The sequence below is a fragment of the Streptomyces bungoensis genome, assembly GCF_001514215.1.
Classification (GTDB): domain Bacteria; phylum Actinomycetota; class Actinomycetes; order Streptomycetales; family Streptomycetaceae; genus Streptomyces; species Streptomyces bungoensis.
Map to the genome: position 1 here is coordinate 345,434 of NZ_KQ948854.1, position 16,373 is coordinate 361,806.

At 71.9% G+C, this 16,373-nt stretch carries 14 protein-coding genes; 6 read left to right on the plus strand and 8 right to left on the minus strand.

Features of this window, described 5'->3' with window-relative positions; genetic code table 11:
• From AQJ66_RS40015 to AQJ66_RS11785, 3 genes are all read left to right on the plus strand, one after another.
• Positions 1-1,578 (plus strand): polymorphic toxin-type HINT domain-containing protein (locus tag AQJ66_RS40015; RefSeq protein ID WP_279617319.1); only part of this gene is annotated, 1,578 nt, incomplete at its 5' end.
• Position 1,579: 1 nt separating this feature from the next.
• The gene (locus AQJ66_RS11780) at positions 1,580-1,960 is read left to right on the plus strand and encodes a hypothetical protein (protein WP_244162803.1); all 381 of its coding nucleotides are present in this window, start codon (positions 1,580-1,582) and stop codon (positions 1,958-1,960) included.
• A 262-nt stretch (positions 1,961-2,222) separates the two neighbouring features.
• A complete protein-coding gene (locus tag AQJ66_RS11785; protein ID WP_061919938.1) occupies positions 2,223-3,044 on the plus strand; it encodes a MerR family transcriptional regulator in 822 nt (273 codons plus the stop codon).
• 2 nt (positions 3,045-3,046) lie between these two features.
• Here the strand turns inward: AQJ66_RS11785 and AQJ66_RS11790 are convergent, their stop codons facing one another.
• The 7 genes from AQJ66_RS11790 to AQJ66_RS11820 all read right to left on the minus strand — a co-directional run bounded on the left by AQJ66_RS11790 (position 3,047) and on the right by AQJ66_RS11820 (position 9,894).
• On the minus strand, positions 3,047-3,820 hold the full coding sequence (locus AQJ66_RS11790) for an aminoglycoside adenylyltransferase family protein (protein WP_061919940.1): 774 nt from the start codon (positions 3,818-3,820) through the stop codon (positions 3,047-3,049).
• Positions 3,821-3,840: 20 nt separating this feature from the next.
• The gene (locus AQJ66_RS11795) at positions 3,841-4,515 is read right to left on the minus strand and encodes a formylglycine-generating enzyme family protein (protein WP_061920210.1); all 675 of its coding nucleotides are present in this window, start codon (positions 4,513-4,515) and stop codon (positions 3,841-3,843) included.
• A 34-nt stretch (positions 4,516-4,549) separates the two neighbouring features.
• On the minus strand, positions 4,550-4,903 hold the full coding sequence (locus tag AQJ66_RS11800; protein ID WP_061919942.1) for an antibiotic biosynthesis monooxygenase family protein: 354 nt from the start codon (positions 4,901-4,903) through the stop codon (positions 4,550-4,552).
• Positions 4,904-4,955: 52 nt separating this feature from the next.
• Complete coding sequence (locus AQJ66_RS11805; RefSeq protein WP_061919944.1) at positions 4,956-6,170, minus strand: MFS transporter; 1,215 nt, start codon at positions 6,168-6,170, stop codon at positions 4,956-4,958.
• Between the two features lie 98 nt (positions 6,171-6,268).
• On the minus strand, positions 6,269-7,354 hold the full coding sequence (locus AQJ66_RS11810; protein WP_061919946.1) for an endonuclease/exonuclease/phosphatase family protein: 1,086 nt from the start codon (positions 7,352-7,354) through the stop codon (positions 6,269-6,271).
• 180 nt (positions 7,355-7,534) lie between these two features.
• Positions 7,535-8,170: a TetR/AcrR family transcriptional regulator gene (locus tag AQJ66_RS11815; protein WP_079060183.1), complete on the minus strand. Its 636-nt coding sequence runs from the start codon at positions 8,168-8,170 to the stop codon at positions 7,535-7,537.
• Between the two features lie 137 nt (positions 8,171-8,307).
• On the minus strand, positions 8,308-9,894 hold the full coding sequence (locus tag AQJ66_RS11820) for an MFS transporter (protein ID WP_208611348.1): 1,587 nt from the start codon (positions 9,892-9,894) through the stop codon (positions 8,308-8,310).
• A gap of 219 nt (positions 9,895-10,113) precedes the next feature.
• On the opposite strand from AQJ66_RS11820, the gene panB reads away from it, so the two are divergent.
• From panB to AQJ66_RS11835, 3 genes are all read left to right on the plus strand, one after another.
• Entirely contained in the window at positions 10,114-10,977 is an 864-nt protein-coding gene (gene panB / locus AQJ66_RS11825; RefSeq protein WP_061919952.1) for a 3-methyl-2-oxobutanoate hydroxymethyltransferase, read from the plus strand.
• A 209-nt stretch (positions 10,978-11,186) separates the two neighbouring features.
• Positions 11,187-12,212, plus strand: a complete 1,026-nt coding sequence (locus AQJ66_RS11830) for an ATP-binding cassette domain-containing protein (RefSeq protein WP_061920212.1) — start codon at positions 11,187-11,189, stop codon at positions 12,210-12,212.
• Complete coding sequence (locus tag AQJ66_RS11835; protein ID WP_061919954.1) at positions 12,209-13,036, plus strand: ABC transporter permease; 828 nt, start codon at positions 12,209-12,211, stop codon at positions 13,034-13,036. The genes AQJ66_RS11830 and AQJ66_RS11835 overlap by 4 nt, the downstream gene beginning before the upstream one ends.
• Positions 13,037-13,076: 40 nt before the next feature.
• Here AQJ66_RS11835 and AQJ66_RS11840 read toward each other — a convergent pair whose 3' ends face one another.
• Positions 13,077-16,361 (minus strand): AfsR/SARP family transcriptional regulator, encoded by a 3,285-nt coding sequence (locus tag AQJ66_RS11840; RefSeq protein ID WP_061919956.1) that lies wholly within the window; start codon positions 16,359-16,361, stop codon positions 13,077-13,079.
• Positions 16,362-16,373: the final 12 nt, after the last annotated feature.

The following is a 16,373-nucleotide window of genomic DNA, read 5'->3' on the forward strand; positions in this document are numbered from 1 at the left end:
GCAGCCGCGACCGAAGCCGAACAGGCAGCCAAGGACGCCGCCAAGTACGCCAAGGAAGCCCAGGACGCAGCCGACAAGGCAGAGAAGGCGGAGGCCGACAAGCAACGCTCCGAGGGGGCCGGTACGGGCATTCCCGGTGTCTTCCCAGTCCCGGACGAGTCCACCGTCCAGATCGTCAGCAGCAAGCAGATCGGTACCTGCCCGGGCATGCCGGATGCGGCCTTCCAGGGCTGCAACGCGAAGTACGACCTGGTCGTCACCTACGAGGCCGACTTCTACCTGTGCACCGACGACCAGGCCCAGGCCACGGCCGACGGATGCCCGAAGGCGGCGTGGCAGTTCCTGAAGCGGGCGACGCTGAAGAACATCGAGATCGACGGCTGGACGCACCACTTCTCCGGCAAGGACATCGTCCGCGCCGGATGGCAGAGCCTCTTCGGCGACGTGGCCGGATCGATCCTGTTCTCCTTCTTCGCCGAAGACCTGATGGACTGCTGGCACGGCGACAAGACCGCCTGCGCCTGGAGCATCGCCACATACATTCCGGTAGAAGAGGCACTCGCCCCGATCGCCCGTGCCGTCAAGTCCCTCGACGCCGCTGCCAGGACCGGCATCGGCTTCACCGACGCGTGGAAAGCCCTTCGCGCGCTCCCTCTGTCCGACGAGGCCATCGCAGGGATCGGTGCCAAGGCGATCGAGGCTCTCGGCAAGGCGCGAAAGTGGTGCACCGGCAACAGCTTCCCTGGCACCACGCGTGTGCTGATGGCCGACGGCACGACCAAAGAGATCAAGGACATCAGGATCGGCGATGCGGTTCTCGCCACCGATCCTGAAAGCGGCCGCACCGAAACCCACGCCGTTTCCCGCACCATCTACACACCGGACGACACGGACTTCGCCGACATTACGATCGACGTCGGGCATGCGCGGATCACCGCCACGCAGCACCACCCCTTCTGGTCACCCAGCGACCATCGCTGGATAGACGGAGGCGACCTCCGGCCCGGGCAAACGCTGCGTACCAGCAGTGGTGCGACCGTCACCGTGCTCCGCGTCCATCGCTATCACCGGCTTCACTCCGCCTACAACCTCACGGTCGACAGCCTCCACACCTATTATGTGCTGGCCGGAACGACACCGGTTCTGGTGCACAACACAAATGGGTGCCCGACCGGAACCATGGTGCTCGGAATCGGCGAGCACTCGGAAGCACTGGCCAAAGAAATCCAGGGGGGTTACACCTTCAACGGCGACGCATACAGGGAAGTGGTCGGCAGGGCCAATGGAAAGCCGATCGCCCTGTGGATGACCGAGGTATCGAACGTCCTGCGCAACAACGGCAAGGTCGCAGTCAGCCTGAAGGGTTTCGACGGAGAGACACCGGCTGAGCAATACACGCTCGCCTATAAGGCCTGGCGCTCGGGCGACTGGGCGGCCACTCAGTGGGAAATGGGTCAGATAGGTCTCCAGATACAACTGGGGAACTTCGAATGGCGCAATATCACGTTCTACAGCAAAGAGGGCAAAGTCGTGCAAGTCTCCGAACCGAACTGGGACGTACTGAATGGCGGGAGCTGAGTTGACGCCAGAGTCCACCGGTTCCGAGATGTTCCGATCGGACAGGTACTTCAAGGTCTGGCAGTACGCCGTCGGTCATCGCAGGCTGCTCCTGCGCAGTAGCCGGGACAGGCCGCCGGACACCCGGATCGACATCCACTTCGCCAACGTCGACCTCATGCTTCTCCGTCCCAGCTACGACGGCTTGATCATCCGCCGGGCCGACGACGAGGAATGCGAGAAGGTCGGCCTCGACTACGGGGTGGAAGTCAAGCCCGGGCGTCTGTTCGTGCTGGGCGGTGATCTGAGGAGCTTCGTCGTTTCCGCGCCTCCGCAGTGGCATGAGGACGAGGGCGCGATGGACGATCCGTCATGGTTCGGCCAGATGCGGGGAACGCGCTGACCTCGATCTTTCGCGAGGGTCCGTCGACGTCGTCGGCGGACCCTTTCCCCTTCTGTGGGTGACTGGCAGGCCGGTGGCCCGTGTCGCAACGGGTCAGGCGCACGATGCCATTCCCGGCCTCCACCTGTCTGCGAGCGGCGGCATAGCGTCCTCCTCGCCGAGTTGCCGGCCCATGAGTCTCCACGGGTCGTCAGCCGAAGGTCCCGACAGCGACCAGCTTCTTGACCCTCACACCGTGTCAGGCGGAAAGCTCGGAGACATCATGTTCACCATCGGAGACTTCGCCCGGCACGGCCGCGTGTCGGTCCGGATGCTGCGTCACTACGACGCCACCGGGCTGCTGCGCCCGGCCCATGTCGACCCCGTGAGCGGCTACCGCTACTACACCGCCGCCCAACTGGCCCGGCTCAACCGCGTCATCGCCCTCAAAGAGCTCGGATTCACCCTCCAGCAGGTCCGGGACATCGTGGACGAGAAGGTCGGTGCCGAGGAGCTGCGCGGCATGCTGCGGCTGCGGCGGGCCGATCTGGAGGCCACCGTGGCTGCCGCGGGTGCCCGGCTGGTCCAGGTCGAGGCGAGGCTCCGAGCGATCGAGAGCGAGGGGCACATGCCCACGGACGACGTCGTCATCAAGACGGTCCCCGCCGTCCGGGTGGCGGAGCTGACCGCGACCGCGGCGAGTTTCGCACCCGAGGCCATCGGACCGGTCATCGGGCCGCTCTACGACGAGCTGTGCCGGCGCCTGGAAGCGGCGGGTATCACCCCCAGCGGCCCCGGCGTCGCCTACTACGAGGACGCCCCCGAGGGCGGAGGCAGGATCAGCGTCCACGCCGCCCTCCAGGTCTCCGCGCCCCTCCAGGACGGCGCCCTTCGCATCCTCGACCTGCCGCCGCTCGACCAGGCGGCGACCGTCGTGCACCGGGGCTCCATGGACGCCGTGGTCCCCACCTCCCAGACCCTGGCCCACTGGATCGATGCCCACGGCTACCGCTCGGACGGCTACCCCCGCGAGGTCACCCTGGAGTGCCCCGAGAACCGCGACGAGTGGGTGACGGAGCTGCAGGCACCGGTGAGCCGGGCCTAACGTCAGCCGCCTTCCCGTGTGCGGGTGCGCAACCGTTCGATCTCGGCGAGCACGTGATCCACACAAGGACGCACCCCCGCCCGCAGCGCGTCGCTCCAGCTCTCCTCCTCGTACCGGCAGTTGAGGTAGAGGTGCCGGGCGTGCTCGAGGACGGGGCGGTGTTCGGGCGGGAGTCGGCCGACGGCCCAGTCGGCGGCGGTGTCCTTGGGCAGGATGCGGCCGGTGGCGAGCGTGGCCCAGATGCGGGCGAAGGTCAGGACGGCGTTGCGGGTGTCGCCGTCCAGGCCGTCCAGCAGGCCGGGGATGCCCGCCGCGCTCGCCCGGACCAGGTCGGTGTGCGGGACGGGGTCGAGGACCCGCGCCGGGCGTGGGCCGGCCAGGGGGTGGTCTCCGGTCAGCGCCATGGAGAGCAGCAGGGCCAGGTCGGGTGCCTGCTCCGGCTGGGGCACCTTGCCCGCCTCGTACTCGGCGCGCAGCCACTCGCCGTAGAGGAAGTCGCCGACCGGCGGGTACCGCCAGGGCCGGACCTCCGACTGGACGACCACGGTGAGCTCGACCGGGCGGGCGTTGTTCCGGGAGCCGGAGACGCCGAGCAGTCCACCGACGAGTGCCCGCCGCTCCTCCTCGTCCATCCGCCGCCGGGAGACGACCAGCACGTCCACGTCGCTGGCCGGCCTGAGGCCCCCGAGCACGGCGGACCCGTGGAGGTAGGTGCCGATCACCTCCCCGCCCAGCACCCCGTCAGTCAGCGCGACGATCTTCTGAAGCTGCTCCACCGCACCAGCGTCTCCGATCGTCAGCCCGTCCGCGCGGCATTGTCCGCGGGCAGCGCTGAGCGCGCGACGCGGAATCCCACGTCGTCGATCCGGAAGGTCGGGTGGCTGCGCCGCCGTACCGAGGCACGGCAGCTCCAGTGCTCGTCGGCCCATCCACCGCCGCGGAGCACCCGGTAGGCGCCGTACACCTCGGCGTCGTAGACGTCCCAGCACCAGTCCCACACGTTGCCCAGCATGTCGTACAGGCCCCACGCGTTGGGCCGCTTACCGCCCACGGGATGGCTCCGGCCCTGCGAGTTGCCCTGGTACCAGGCGACCTCGTCGAGCCTGCCGTAGCGCGGGCCGGTGCTACCCGCACGGCAGGCGTGCTCCCATTCCGCCTCGGTCGGCAACCGGTACCCGTCCGCGCGGGTGTCCCACTCGGCCGTCTCACCGTCGGCGGGCAGCCGATAGGCGGGCGTCAGCCCCTCCCGCCGGGACAACGCGTTGCAGAACCGGACCGCGTCCGCCCACGACACGCCCTCGACGGGAAGCCGGTCGCCCTGCGCGCTGCTCGGCCGCCGACCGGTGACCTGTGCGTACAGCCACTGCGTCACCGGGTACGCCGCCATCCGGAACGGCGCCACCTCGACCGGCCAACTGGTCCGCGTCCGCCGGTCCGACAGCGTGATCCGTCCCGCCGGCACGGCCACCATCTCGTTCTCCGCCCCCGCGTTCCCGGCGGGCACCCTACGCCCGCCCGAACCCGTGGCTCCGCTCCACCTTCGCCACGTGCAGGGTGTAGCTCTCGTACCACTCGGCCTGCCCGCGCTTCTGCGCCGCGCGGTGCTCGGCGTTGGTCCGCCACTCGGTGAGGGCGTCGGCGTCGCGGAAGTACCCGACGGTGATGCCCAGCCCGCCGGGAGTCTGCGCGTGGTCCATCCCCAGGAAGCCGGGGACGTCCTTCACCAGGTCCTCCATGCGTGCGTTGGTCTCGCTGTAGCCGCTCTGGTCCTGGGTGCGCACCGTGGTGAAGACGGCCACGTAGTAGGGGGGTTCGAAGGCCTGGACGGGCGCGACAGGCGCCTCCGAGTGATCGCTCATGGCGTCACCGTAGGCGCGGCGCGGCCGGCGATCCAGCGACTTTCCCGAACGGTCAGTGATGCAACGCCCCCGCCTGCTCCGGCACATGAGTGGCCACGACGCGGCCGGCTCCCGAGACCTCGCGCCGCCGGTCCACCCCGTACGCCACCCCGGCCACGCCCAGGCCCAGGACCGCCAGTGCCGCCCCGGCCAGCGCGGGGGACGTGACGCCGAAGCCCGCCGCGAGGGCCAGGCCGCCGATCCAGGCGCCGCCGGCGTTGGCCAGGTTGAAGGCCGCCTGGTTGGCGGAGGAGGCCAGGGAGGGGCCGGCGGCGGCCTTCTCCATCACCATCAGCTGCAGTGGGGAGCCGGTGACGAACGCCGCCGTGCCGAGCAGGGTCACCGCGGCCGCCGCGCTCCACTCGGCGCGCATCAGCACCGGGAAGAGGAGCAGCACCGCCACCAGTGAGGTCAGGCCGCCGAAGAGGGTGCCGCGCAGGGAGTGGTCCGCCAGGCGGCCGCCGAGCAGGTTGCCGGCGGTGGCGCCGACGCCGAACAGGGCCAGCAGCAGGGTCACGTCGGTGGCGGCGAAGCCGGCCGCGCCCGTGAGCATCGGGGTGATGTAGCTGTACGCGGCGAAGAGGGCGCCGAAGCCCGCCACCGTCGTACCGAGGGCCAGCCAGACCGGGAGCGAGCGCAGGGCCGCGACCTCGCCGCGCAGGCCCGTCGTGGGGGCGGCGGCACGGTCGTGCGGGATGAGCACCGCCAGGGACGCTATCGCCGCCAGGCCGATCGCGCTGACGCCGAGGAACGTAGCCCGCCAGCCGAGGTGCTGGCCCATCAGCGTGGCGGCGGGGACGCCGGCGATATTGGCGACGGTCAGGCCGAGGAACATCAGGGACACGGAGCGGGCCTTGCGCTCCGGCGCCACCATGTTCGTGGCGACGACGGCTCCCACGCCGAAGAAGGCGCCGTGCGGCAGGCCGCTGAGGAAGCGGGCGCCGAGGAGGGAGTCGTAGCCGGGGGCGAACGCGGAGAGGGCGTTGCCCGCGACGAACAGGCCCATCAGGGCGATGAGGACGGTGCGGCGGGACATGCGGGCCGTCAGGGCGGCCAGCAGCGGTGCGCCGATGACGACGCCCAGGGCGTACGCCGAGACGAGGTGCCCGGCGGTGGGGATGGAGACGTGGAGGTCGTCCGCGACGTCGGGGAGGAGCCCCATCATCACGAACTCGGTCGTGCCGATACCGAAAGCGCCGACGGCCAGGGCGAGCAGGGCCAGGGGCATGAAGGGCCTGTGCCTTTCGAAGGGGGAGCGTGTTCCGTACGGATCCAGCGTATGTTCAACTACGGAACAAAGTCTCCCACGCCTTCTGTTCCAGCCGGTTACGAGGACGTGTCGAGCTTCACACGGGCCGCGATCGGGAGGTGGTCGCTGTCGGTGCGGGGCAGGGTCCAGGAGCTCTCCGGCTCGACGCCCTTCACCATGATCTGGTCGATCCGCGCCATCGGGAAGGACGCCGGCCAGCTGAATCCGAAGCCGCTGCCCGCCGCGCCCTGCGTGGAGCGCATCTGGGAGGTGACGGCGTTGAGCGAGCGGTCGTTCATCGTGCCGTTGAGGTCGCCGAGCAGCACGACGCGGCGCAGGGTCTCGTCGGCGATGGCCTCGCCGAGCGCGTCGGCGCTCTTGTCGCGCTGGCGGGCCGTGAACCCGGCCTCCATCTTCACCCGCACGGACGGGAGATGGGCGACGTAGACCGCGACGGGGCCCTCGGGGGTGGCCACGGTGGCGCGCATCGCGCGGGTCCAGCCGAGCTTGATGTCGACGGCCCGGACGCCGCTCATCGGGTACTTGCTCCACAGGCCGACGGTGCCTTCCACCGCGTGGTACCGGTACGTCGGCGCGAGCGCCTTCTCGTACACCGGGACGGCGGAGTTGGGCAGCTCCTCCAGGGCCAGCAGGGCGGCGCCGGAGGAGGCGACGTCCCGGGCGGTGGCGGCCGGGTCGGGGTTGTCGGCGTTGACGTTGTGCGTGGCCACCATCAGGTCGCCGCCGGTGCCCGACTTGTCGGAGAGCAGGCCGCCGAAGAGGTTGAGCCAGACAACGGCCGGCAGGAGTACGGCGAGGAGCGCGGTCGCCGACCTGCGGACCAGGCCGAGGACGAGCAGCACCGGGATGGCCAGGCCCAGCCAGGGCAGGAAGGTCTCGGTCAGGCTGCCGAGGTTGCCGATCCGGTTGGGGATGTGCGAGTGGACCAGCATGACCGCGGCGAGCAGCAGCGCGAGGACGGCGAGGACGATGCCCCGGCGCCAGATGCGCGGGTCGCCGCGCCAGCCGCCCCGCGGGCCGCCGGCCTCGCGGCGCGCCAGCCGGTGCGTCAGATCCGTCAGGCGCCGCAACCGGGTCGCCGGGTGCTCGGGCGCCGAGCCGCCGTTGTCCGTCTCCGTCGCGTACGCCTGCCGCTGCGCCATACCGTCTGCCTCACTGCCTGCCGTGCACACCGTCGTCCCCCGTGTCCTTCCGACCCTAGGGGATGATCGGCTCGTTCCCGCCGTCCCTCGACGGCCGTACGGAAGACGAGGACGAGCGAGGCGGGGCGAGGGGTTCCGGTCACCCCGGCGGCAGGCGGGTTCTGTGACGAAACGCGCACATCAGCGCTGGGCGGCCGGGGGGCTGACGGGCCGTAGGCCGGCCAGGACGGTGTCGACGATCCGCTCCGCCAGGTCCTCCGGCAGGTCGGCGTCCGGGCGCATCACGGCCCGGACGAGCATGGGGCCGGTGAACAGGTCGAAGACCAGTTCGAGGTCGACGTCCGAGGGCAGTTCGCCGTTCTCCCGCGCACGGCGCAGCACCTTCATGGTGAGGTCCCGCCGGGGCGCTATGACGCTCGCGTGGTACGCCGACCAGATCCGCGGGCTGCTCTTCATCTGGGCGTACACGTTGTGCAGGATCGCCGAGGAGCGGCTGGCCAGGCCGCGCCGGCGCATGGCCTCCAGGAGCGCGACGAGGTCGTCGCGCATGCCGGTGCCGGGGAGTTGGGGGTCGGGGGGTTCGGCGGCGCGTACGACGTCGACGAACAGCTCCTCCTTGCCGCTCCAGCGGCGGTAGATCGTGGCCTTGCCGACTCCGGCGGTGCGTGCGACGCGCTCGATGGAGAGCTCGGCGAGGGGTACGCCCTCCTCCAGGAGCTTCATCACGCCCTCTTTGATGGCGTGTTCCACGGCTTCGCTGCGCGGCCGGCCCCGTACGGGCCCGTCCGGTCGCGGCCGGCTCTCGGCAAGGCTCACGTCGTCCGTCCTCTCACTGTGCTGCGGGAATTCTCCCGCAGCGGCCTCCTTCCCCCGTGGAACCGCTGGGCACGCCGAGCGTCTCCTGCCCGCTCGGCCCGCCCCGTCCCCCCGGTGCGGTCGATCCGTGCGTCCGTTCAGTCGGCGGCGGCCACCAGCTCCGGCTCCTTCTTGCCCTCCTGGCCGGCCGGCGGCCTGCCCGGCAGGAACAGGGCCACCACCACGGCGCCGACCAGCGCGATGCCCGTACCGCACAGGGCGGTGACGTGCATGGCGTGCAGGAACGCGTCGTTGGCGGGGGTGACGAGTGCGTTGCCCCGCGGGCCGAGCCTCTGGGCGATGCCGAGGGTGGCCTCGATGGACTCGCCGGCCGTGTCGCGCAGGGCCGGCGGCAGCGCGCCGAGCTTGCCCTCGATGCCGTTGCGGTAGGCCGTGGAGAGCACCGAGCCGAGGACGGCGATGCCGAGGGCGCCGCCGACCTGGCGGAAGGTGTTGCTGAGCGCGGAGGCGGAACCGGCCTTCTCGCGGGGCAGCGCCTGCATGATGACGACGGAGGTCGGCGTCATGATGTGCGCCATGCCGGTGCCCATCAGGAAGAAGATGATCTCCAGCACCCACAGCGGCGTGTCGGTCTCGAAGGTGGCGAACATGGCCAGCATGGCCGCGACCAGCAGCAGGCCGGCGGCGGTGACGGCCTTGTTGCCGAACCGGTCGACGACCAGCCGGGCCCGCGGCGCGAAGATCATCTGCGCGACGGCCAGCGGCAGCATCAGCAGGCCCGCCTGCAGCGGGGAGTAGCCGCGCACGCTCTGGATGTAGAAGACGGAGAAGAAGGTGACGCCCATCAGCGCGAAGAAGACCAGCGCGATGGCCGCCATGGCGGCGGAGAACACCTTGTTCTTGAAGTAGGTGACGTCCAGCGACGGGTGGTCGCTGCGCTTCTCGAAGATCACGAAGCCGGTGAGGACGGCGAGACCCGCGAGGATGGTGGCGAGCGCCTTGGGGTCGGTGAAGTCGGCCAGCTCGCCGCCCTTGATGATGCCGTAGACGAGCAGCACCAGGCCGACGACGGACAGCACGACGCCGACCGGGTCGAGCCGGCCCGGCCTCGGGTCGCGCGAGTCGGGCACGAGCCACACCATCAGCGCGAGCGCGAGGATCACGATCGGCACGTTGATCAGGAAGACCGAGCCCCACCAGAAGTGGTCCAGCAGCACACCGCCGGTGATCGGGCCGATGGCGATGGCGAGGCCGACGCCGCCGGCCCAGATGCCGATGGCCTTGGGCTGCTCCTCGCGCTCGAACACGTTCATGAGCACGGCCAGGGTGGCGGGCATGACGAACGCGGCGCCGAGGGCCATCACGGCGCGGTAGGTGATCAGCTCGCCCGGGGACCCGGACTCGGCGGCCAGGGCCGAGCCGAGGCCGAACACGACGAGACCGCCGAGCAGCACCTTCTTGCGGCCGAGGCGGTCGCCGATGAGGCCGGCGGTGAACAGCAGGCCGGCGAAGACCAGGGTGTAGGCGTTGATCGCCCACTCGATCTGGCTCTGGGTGGCGCCGAGGCCGGTGGGCGCCGGGGTGGAGATGGTCTTGATGGCGACGTTCAGGATGGAGTTGTCGAGCACCACGATGAGCAGGCTCAGCATCAGCACGCCGAGGATCGCCCAGCGGCGCCGGTGCACCGCTTCCGGTATCCGGGAGGCAGGGACGGAAGTTGTCATGTGTTCGAGCCTACGGCCATTCCAATACGGCACCGTCTCGTATCTGTAATACTTTACCGAGACCTTACACGGCGGGGACTTGCCCGGCAGGATCGGCGGAGGCCGAGGACGCCGTATGGATCACATGCGGGTCCCCTGGCCCTCTCTGGCACGAGGTGCCACCATGGAGACGGTCCGGGGACGCCGTCAGGGCGCCTCGAGATGACGTAAGGAGCCGCAATGACGCAGCTTTCGGCTGCCCAGAACTCCTCCGACGGCAGCAGGGCGCTGTACGGGGGCAAGGGCACGCGCCGCATCACCGTCCGCGACATCGCCCTCGCCAAGGAGCGGGGCGAGAAGTGGCCCATGCTCACCGCCTACGACGCGATGACCGCGTCCGTCTTCGACGAGGCCGGCATCCCGGTGATCCTCGTCGGCGACTCGGCCGGCAACTGCCACCTCGGCTACGAGACGACCGTCCCCGTCACCCTCGACGAGATGACCATGCTCTCGGCGGCCGTCGTACGGGGCACGACCCGCTCCCTCGTCGTCGGCGACCTGCCCTTCGGCTCCTACCAGGAAGGCCCGGTGCAGGCGCTGCGCTCGGCGACCCGGCTGGTGAAGGAGGCCGGGGTCGGCGCGGTCAAGCTGGAGGGCGGCGAGCGGTCGCACGAGCAGATCCGGCTGCTGGTGGAGTCCGGCATCCCGGTGATGGCGCACATCGGGCTCACCCCGCAGTCCGTCAACGCGATGGGCTACCGCGTGCAGGGGCGCGGCGAGGAGGCGGCGGCGCAGCTGCTGCGCGACGCGAAGGCCGTGCAGGACGCGGGAGCGTTCGCGGTGGTGCTGGAGCTGGTTCCGGCGGAGCTGGCGGCCGAGGTGACGCGGGTGCTGCACATCCCCACCGTCGGGATCGGTGCCGGGCCCGAGACGGACGCGCAGGTGCTGGTGTGGACCGACATGCTGGGTCTGACGCCGGGGCGGGTGCCGAAGTTCGTCAAGAAGTACGCGGATCTGCGTGAGGTCATGGGGAACGCGGTGAAGGAGTTCGCGGAGGATGTCGTCGGCGGGTCGTTCCCGCTGGAGGAGCACTCCGTCCACTAGGCCATTGCGGAAACACCCGGGCAGCCCGCCGATCTTCCCCCGTCGGCGGGCTGACCCCTTTTCGCGCCCGGACCGGCGCCGCTCTCGCGGATGGGGTGGCCCGCCGTCGTGGCGCCTCAATCGATGGTCGCGGTGGTCGTCGGGAGATTGTCGGTGACTGTCGGCGACCTGTCGGTGCTTTGTCGGCGGACTCTGGCACCGTCTTCGGCATGACGCGAATCGATGACAAGCCCCTCGGCGGGGGCCACGCCGTGACCGTGCGGGGACTGGTCAAGCACTACGGCGAGACCAAGGCGCTGGACGGGGTCGACCTGGACGTGCGGGAGGGCACCGTGATGGGGGTGCTCGGGCCGAACGGCGCCGGCAAGACCACCCTCGTGCGGATCCTGTCCACGCTGATCACGCCGGACGCCGGCCGGGCCACCGTGGCCGGGTACGACGTCGTACGGCAGCCCCGGCAGCTGCGCCGGGTGACGGGGCTCACCGGGCAGTACGCCTCCGTGGACGAGAAGCTCCCGGGCTGGGAGAACCTGTACCTGATCGGGCGGCTGCTGGACCTGTCCCGCAGGGACGCCCGGGCCCGTGCCGACGAGCTGCTGGAGCGGTTCTCGCTGACCGAGGCCGCGCGGCGCCCGGCGAGCACCTACTCGGGCGGCATGCGGCGCCGGCTTGACCTGGCGGCCTCGATGATCGGGCGGCCCGCCGTGCTCTACCTCGACGAGCCGACCACCGGCCTCGACCCGCGCACCCGCAACGAGGTGTGGGACGAGGTGAAGGCGATGGTCGGGGACGGGGTCACCGTGCTGCTGACCACGCAGTACATGGAGGAGGCCGAGCAGCTCGCCACGGAGCTGACCGTCGTGGACCGCGGCAAGGTCATCGCCAAGGGCGGCATCGAGGAGCTGAAGGCCAAGGTCGGCGGGCGCACCCTGCGCGTGCGGCCGGCCGATCCGCTGGAGCTGCGCCCGCTGGCCCACCTGCTCGACGAGCTCGGCATCACCGGGCTGGCCACCACCACCGTGGACACCGACAGCGGCACCCTGCTGGTTCCGATCCTCAGCGACGAGCAGCTGACCGCCGTGGTCGGCGCGGTCACCGCGCGCGGCATCACGATCTCCTCCATCACCACCGAACTGCCCAGCCTGGACGAGGTGTTCCTGTCCCTCACCGGCCACCGCGCCAGTGCCCCGCAGGACGCCACGCCCGCCGACGCCCGCCAGGAGGTCGCCGCATGAGCGCCGCCACTCTCTCCCCGACCCAGGCCGCCGACATGGCGGACAGCCCCATCTCGCTGCGTGCCCATCTGCGCCACACCGGTGCGCTGATCCGCCGCAACCTGCTGTGGATCCGGCAGGACCCGGAGTCGATGTTCGACGCCATCCTGTTCCCGGTGATCTTCACCCTGCTGTTCGTGTACGTCTTCGGCGGCTCGATCGGCAAGTCGATGGGCGGCGGCCAGGACCAGTACGTCCAGTACGTCGTGCCCGGCCTGATGGCCATGATGGGCATGAACATGGCCCAGGGCGTGGGCACCGGCTTCAACCAGGACTTCAACTCCGGTGTCATGGACCGCTTCCGGTCCCTGCCGATCGGGCGCGGCTCGGTGCTCTTCGCGAAGATCGCGGTGGAGCTGATGCGGATGCTGTGCGCGACCGCGGTGCTCATGGTGGTCGCCGTCCTCGTGGGCTACGACATCCACCGCTGGGCCGGTCTGCTCGCCTCCGTGGGACTGTCCGCGGTGTTCGGCTCGGCGCTGATGTGGGTGTTCCTGACGCTCGGCGTGACGATGAAGAACGCGCAGTCCGTGCAGGCCATGGGCTTCCTGGTGCTGATGCCGCTGCAGTTCGGCTCCTCGATCTTCGCGCCGACCGCGTCGATGCCGGGCTGGCTGCGGCACTTCACCGACTACAACCCGCTGTCCGCGCTGGCGGACACCGCGCGCGGCCTGATGGAGGGCGGCCCGGTCGCGCACGACCTGTGGGTGACGCTGATCTGGTCGGTGGGGCTCACCGCCGTGATGGCGCCGGTGGCGATCCACAAGTTCCGCACCAAGGCCTGACCCCGGCGGCGCCGGGGCGGGGACGTCGGACCGCGGGACGTCAGACCAGGGCGGTGGCCTCCACGAGGGAGAGGCCACCGCCCTCGGCGTACGCGGCCTCGTAGGCCGCGTCGCCCAGTGCGGCCCGTACGGCCGCCTCGGCGCGCTCGCGCACCGCGCGCTCGGTGTACGCCGCGACGTGGCCGGCGGGCAGCGACGCGGCGGCGGCCCCCAGGCAGCGGGCGGCGTCCCGGGCGCGGGCGCCGCCGTCGACCGCGGGCAGGGCCGCCGCGGCGACGGTCAGGTACAGCGCGGACAGGTGCGGGGCGATGGCCTCGGCCAGCGGCTCGGCGGCGCGCCGCAGCGCCTGCCGGACCCGGTCCAGGGCGTCCTCGTGGCGGCCCTCGACGACGTCCACCCAGGCCTCCTGACCGAGGATGAAGGCGTCGAAGACGGCGAAGTGGGAGATGCCGAAGTCGAGCCGGAGCAGCCGGAGTTGCTCGCGCGCCTCGGCCGGGCGGCCGGTCAGGGAGAGCCAGCCGGACAGGAACAGGCGGGCCATGGGCATCGCCTCGCTGGTGCCGCCGTCGTGGCGGGCGACGATGTCGCGCAGCATGCGCTCGCCGTCCTCCGGCTCGTCCGTCTCCAGGAGCACGCCGGCCAGCCGGACGCCGAGCACCGCCGCCTGGGCGCGGGCGCCGAGCCGTTCGGCGTGCGCGATGGCCGCCCGGAAGTCGGCGGCCGCCGCCGCGTACCGGCCCTTGCGTTCGTGGGACTCGCCGCGTGCGGAGAGCGCCTCGGCGGCGCCCCAGGCGTCCTGGAGGCGCTCGAATATCTCCAGCGCCTCGTCGGCGTCGCGGGTGGCGTCGCCCGCCCACTCGACGCGGTTGGCCAGCATGTTGGCGCGCATCTGCAGGGTGTCGGCCAGCTCCCACTCGAATCCGGGGGTCTCCCGGCAGGTGCGGACGCAGGCGTCGAGGATGCCGCGCAGCCGCTCGATGCCGCCGGTCAGCAGCACGGCGAAGAACCAGAGCATGCCGGGCGCGCGGCAGGTCTGCGGCATCCCGGGTTCGTACACCTGGGCGATGACGCGCATCTTCGCCTGGGCCTCGGGGGTCTGCCAGGCATCCAGTTCGGTGTCCATGCAGGCCAGGTGGATCAGGTGCAGGCCGCGCCGGGCCTCGTCGAGCAGCTCGCCGGTGTACGGGGGCGGGACGTCGGTGCAGCGCTGCCACACCGGGGCGGCGCGGCGGAGCGGTTCTTCGAACGGGTCGGGTCCGAGGGCCATGACCTCGCGGCACAGGTTGCGGGCCTCGATGCGCAGGTCGCGCATCTGCCAGTACCAGCCCAGGGAGAGGACGAGGCAGAGCGCCTCCTGCTCGTCGCGCAGGGCGACGGCGCGGCGCAGCGCGGTGCGCAGGTTCTCGTACTCCGACTGCAGCCGCTCGACGGCCGCGCGCTGACCGGGGCCGCGCAGCAACAGGTCGGTGGCGCGGGCGAGTTCGCGGAAGTACGTCAGGTGGGCGCGCTCGGCGTCGGTGCGGCGGCCCGCCTCGTCGAGCCGTTCGCCCGCGTACTCGGCGACGGTCTCCAGCAGCCGGTAGCGCATCGCGCCGTCGGGTCCCGGGGCGGCGACGACGAGGGACTTGTCGACGAGGGAGCCGAGGGCGTCGAAGGCGTCCGGGCCGCACACGGCCTCGGCGGCGGCCAGGTCGCAGCCGCCCGCGAACACCGACAGCCGGCACAGCACCTCGCGTTCGCCGTCGTCGAGCAGGTCCCAGGACCAGTCGACGACGGCCCGCAGGGTCTGCTGGCGGGGCAGGACGGTGCGGCTGCCGGAGGTGAGCAGCCGGAAGCGGTCGTCGAGCCGGTCGACGATCTGGCGGGGGGTGAGCATCCGCAGCCGGGCGGCGGCGAGTTCGATGGCGAGGGGCAGGCCGTCGAGCCGCCGGCAGATCTCGGCGCAGGCCCCGGGGTCGTCCGCGGTGCGGAAGCCGGGCCGGGCGGCCGCGCCGCGCTCGGCGAGCAGCCGCAGCGCCATCGGCTCCGGCAGCGGTTCCACGGGGCGCAGCAGCTCTCCCGGGATGCCGAGCGGTTCGCGGCTGGTGGCGAGCACGGTCAGCTCGGGGCAGCGGGCGAGCAGCCGCTCCACCAGGCGGGCCGCCGCCTCGACGACGTGTTCGCAGTTGTCCAGCACGATCAGCATGCGGCGCCGGGCGCAGTGCTCCACGAGCCGTTCGAGGGGGTCGTCGTGCCGGTCGGCGACGGCGCGTATGCTCTCGGCGCCGGCGCCGTGCAGCACGGTCTCGCGGGCGCCGATCGCGGTGAGGACGGCCTCCGGTACGGCCTCGGGGTCGTCGACGGGGGCCAGCTCGGCCAGCCACACCCCGTCCCGGGCCACGTCCCGCACGGTGTCGGCGGCCTCCTGCGACAGCCGGGTCTTGCCGGCCCCGCCGGGCCCGAGGAGGGTGACGAGCCGGGCGGCGGTGAGGTCCTCACGGAGGGCCGCGATGTCGGCCTCCCGGCCCACGAAGGAGGTGAGCCGGGCGGGCAGGTTGCCCGGCGCGGGCGGCTCCGCCGGGGCGGCCGGGACGGCGGGGGCCGTCCGCGGGGGCGCTTCGGGGGTCAGTAAACGGGCGTGCAGGGACCGCAGTTCGGGGCCCGGGTCGGAGCCGAGCCGGTCGGCGAGCAGCCGGCGTACGTCGTCGTAGGCGGCCAGTGCCTCGGCCGTGCGGCCCGTGTCGCGCAGGGCGCGCAGCCGCAGCGCCTGGAGAGGCTCGTCCAGGGGGTGGCTGTCGCACAGCGCGGTCAGCTCGGGCAGGGACTGCCCGGCGTGGCCGAGGGCGAGGGCGGCGCCGTGCCGGGCGCGCAGGGCGTCCAGGCGGCGGGCGTCGCAGCGGGCGGCCTCGGCGGTGCGGTCGGGCAGGTCGGCGAGGGCGGGGCCGTGCCACAGCGCGAGGGCGTCGTCGAGGACGGTGGCCGCCTTCTCGGGGTCGCCGTCGGCCAGGGCGCGCTGTCCCTCGCCGGTCAGGCGCTCGAACCGGTGCAGGTCGACGTCGTCGGGGGCGGCGGCGAGCCGGTAGCCGCCCTCCACCGAGTCGACCGCGCCGGCGCCGAGCGCCCGGCGCAGCCGGCCGACCAGCGCCTGCAGGGCGCCCGGGGCGTCGGCGGGCGGGTCGGCGCCCCACACCTCCGCCACGAGGACGCCGGCCGGCACGGTCCGGCCGGCCCGCAGGGCGAGCACGCTCAGCAGCGCACGCAGCCGTGCTCCGCCGACCGGGACGGGCGTGCCGTCGGGGCGGAGGGCCTGGGTGGGGCCGAGCAGGCGGTAGCGCACGGGGTCCATTGTCTACGCGGG

What these genes read in the sequence shown, in the direction of transcription:
- AQJ66_RS11785 (WP_061919938.1), top strand. Translation starts at nt 2,223, where the DNA reads ATGTTCACCATCGGAGACTTCGCCCGGCACGGCCGCGTGTCGGTCCGG.
- AQJ66_RS11795 (WP_061920210.1), bottom strand. Translation starts at nt 4,515, where the DNA reads ATGGTGGCCGTGCCGGCGGGACGGATCACGCTGTCGGACCGGCGGACG.
- AQJ66_RS11800 (WP_061919942.1), bottom strand. Translation starts at nt 4,903, where the DNA reads ATGAGCGATCACTCGGAGGCGCCTGTCGCGCCCGTCCAGGCCTTCGAA.
- AQJ66_RS11805 (WP_061919944.1), bottom strand. Translation starts at nt 6,170, where the DNA reads ATGCCCCTGGCCCTGCTCGCCCTGGCCGTCGGCGCTTTCGGTATCGGC.
- AQJ66_RS11810 (WP_061919946.1), bottom strand. Translation starts at nt 7,354, where the DNA reads ATGGCGCAGCGGCAGGCGTACGCGACGGAGACGGACAACGGCGGCTCG.
- AQJ66_RS11820 (WP_208611348.1), bottom strand. Translation starts at nt 9,894, where the DNA reads ATGACAACTTCCGTCCCTGCCTCCCGGATACCGGAAGCGGTGCACCGG.
- panB (WP_061919952.1), top strand. Translation starts at nt 10,114, where the DNA reads ATGACGCAGCTTTCGGCTGCCCAGAACTCCTCCGACGGCAGCAGGGCG.
- AQJ66_RS11830 (WP_061920212.1), top strand. Translation starts at nt 11,187, where the DNA reads ATGACGCGAATCGATGACAAGCCCCTCGGCGGGGGCCACGCCGTGACC.
- AQJ66_RS11835 (WP_061919954.1), top strand. Translation starts at nt 12,209, where the DNA reads ATGAGCGCCGCCACTCTCTCCCCGACCCAGGCCGCCGACATGGCGGAC.
- AQJ66_RS11840 (WP_061919956.1), bottom strand. Translation starts at nt 16,361, where the DNA reads ATGGACCCCGTGCGCTACCGCCTGCTCGGCCCCACCCAGGCCCTCCGC.